Raw genomic sequence first — 2,378 nt, forward strand, 5'->3', positions numbered from 1 at the left:
GGGTGATACGGACTTTAGTTTGTTATGCAACCTTATCCAACTATAGACAGCCTCAAATGTGATTCGTATACCTCAGACCGGGATTTTGCCGCCGACTTCCTTCAGATTCCACCTCACGGTGGACACCTTTGTCTTCAGCTAGCACCTATATCACCTTCGGTGTTCGGGACTTTCACCCTATAGACTGTGTCCATGCTGGGCACACATAAAAAAGACCCCTTTAAAGGGGGTCTAAAATCTCAAGTCTCTAATTCCATTTTCCAATTTCTTAATATATTTCTCCGTAGCCTTTCTTGATGACTCCTTAGGTATCTTATCTAAAGCCTCTTTTATAGTTTTTTCTCCTATTTCCCTTAATTCGTCATCACCATAATCTAGTAAAAACTCTTTAAAGGTTATTATGGCATTGGGAAGACATACATTATGGATTTGACCATTTTTCGCAAGGGGCATAAATCTTTCCCCAGTTCTTCCTTCTCTATAACAAGCTGTACAATAACTTGGTATATAGCCGGTTCTACACAAGCTTTTTAATACCTCTATTGGAGAACGATGATCTTCCACTTCAAATTGGGGTTTATCCTTCAACTTATTATCTCCATGTTCCTCAACATACCCTCCAACTCCAGTACACGAACCTGCACTTACCTGAGATATACCTAAAGATAAAATTTCTGCTCTATATTCTGGTGCTTCCCTTGTTGAAAGTATCATTCCTGTATATGGGACCGTTAGTCTTAATACCGCAACTATTTTCTTAAATTCCTCATCGGAAACTAAATATGGAAACCTATCTATATCTACCCCTTCTGCAGCCCTAAGTCTTGGTACAGATATGGTGTGAGGACCTACTCCGTAAGTTTCTTCAAGATGTTCTCCGTGGATTATCATGGCAATTGTTTCATAAACATAATCATAAAGACCATATAAAACTCCTATACCCACATCATCTATACCACCTTGAAAAGCCCTATCCATTGCAGTGGTATGCCAATCATAATTATGTTTAGGTCCTGAAATATGCATTTTTTCATAGGTTGGTCTATGATATGATTCTTGAAATAATATATAGGTTCCTATATCTGCATCCTTTAATCTTTTATAATTTTCCACAGTTGTAGCTGCAATATTAACATTTATCCTTCTAATACTTCCATTATCAAACTTTAAAGAATATATATTCTCTATACATTCAATGATATAATCTAAATCACAGTTAATAGGATCTTCCCCTGCTTCTAGTGCCAATCTTTTATGACCTAGGGATTCCAATATCCTAACCTCTTCTTTTAGTTCCTCCATATTTAATTTTTTTCTTTTTAAACTTTCATTGCAATGTTTATAACCACAATATTCACAATTATTAACACAATAATTACTTACATATAAAGGGGCAAACATAACTATCCGATTTCCATATATACTCTCCTTTATACTTCTAGCGGTTTTGTACATTTCATTTAATGTGTCTTTATCCTCAACATTAAGTAGTACTGCCGCCTCTCTATGACTAAGTCCCTTGGCAGTTTTTGCTTTATCTAGTATTTCCCTCAAATAATCTTTGTCTTTAGCCATTTTCTTTCCAAACTCCATGGAGTCTAATATTTCAGAATCCACAATAAAATCTTCTGCTTTAATATTCATAAAAAAACCTCCCTTTATTTAAATAAAAAAACTTCCAAAAAAGGAAGGAGGTTTAAATATAGTACTATTAGAGTACTATTAATTTATATTTCCTCCCCTTTTACTTAGATACACCTTGTAATTAGGTTAGATCTTTTAGTTAATCCATTATGCCAGTTAAACCAACATAACCGATTGATTGTTAATATTATATCATATTAGGATATATTTATATATACCCCTTTAAATATATTTTATGCCTTTGTTAATGCAGATTTTACACTAACCCCATTTATTCTTCCCAGTTTCCCAGTTAAGGCACTTATTTCATCGGAAGTCCCATCCACAATTATTGATATTACAGATAAATTCTTTTCTTTATAGGGTATCCCCATTCTACCTACTATAATATCTGCGTATTCATGAAGTATCATGTTTACTTCCTTTGCATGGGTAATGTCTTCTATAACTATTCCTACTACTCCTATTCTTTTCATCATAGAACCCTCCTTAAAAATATTTATATTAAAATAATTATAACATAATACAATTATTATAATTATTACTAATTTCGTTATTTATCTCTTAAGTTTTAGTTTATGTATGGATACAGATAGGTTTATTAACTTAATAGAGTAGGAGGTAGATAATTAATTTATCTACCGGCCTCTCACACCACCGTACGTACCGTTCGGTATACGGCGGTTCACTAAGACAATCTGAATTTTTCATACTGTGAAGATAAACTTGTAAAG

General features: G+C 33.5%; 2 protein-coding genes. Both read right to left on the minus strand.

Going from position 1 to position 2,378, the window contains the following annotated elements; genetic code table 11:
• Positions 1–231: 231 nt before the first annotated feature.
• A complete protein-coding gene (hydG, locus tag V6137_RS20850; protein ID WP_425449877.1) occupies positions 232–1,644 on the minus strand; it encodes a [FeFe] hydrogenase H-cluster radical SAM maturase HydG in 1,413 nt (470 codons plus the stop codon).
• A gap of 233 nt (positions 1,645–1,877) precedes the next feature.
• Positions 1,878–2,120, minus strand: coding sequence for a TM1266 family iron-only hydrogenase system putative regulator (locus V6137_RS20855; protein ID WP_425449878.1), 243 nt, complete (start codon positions 2,118–2,120; stop codon positions 1,878–1,880).
• Positions 2,121–2,378: the final 258 nt, after the last annotated feature.

The organism is Dethiothermospora halolimnae (assembly GCF_037577855.1).
GTDB classification, from domain to species: Bacteria; Bacillota; Clostridia; order Tissierellales; family VENL01; genus Dethiothermospora; species Dethiothermospora halolimnae.

What these genes read in the sequence shown, in the direction of transcription:
- V6137_RS20855 (WP_425449878.1), bottom strand. Translation starts at nt 2,120, where the DNA reads ATGAAAAGAATAGGAGTAGTAGGAATAGTTATAGAAGACATTACCCAT.
- hydG (WP_425449877.1), bottom strand. Translation starts at nt 1,644, where the DNA reads ATGAATATTAAAGCAGAAGATTTTATTGTGGATTCTGAAATATTAGAC.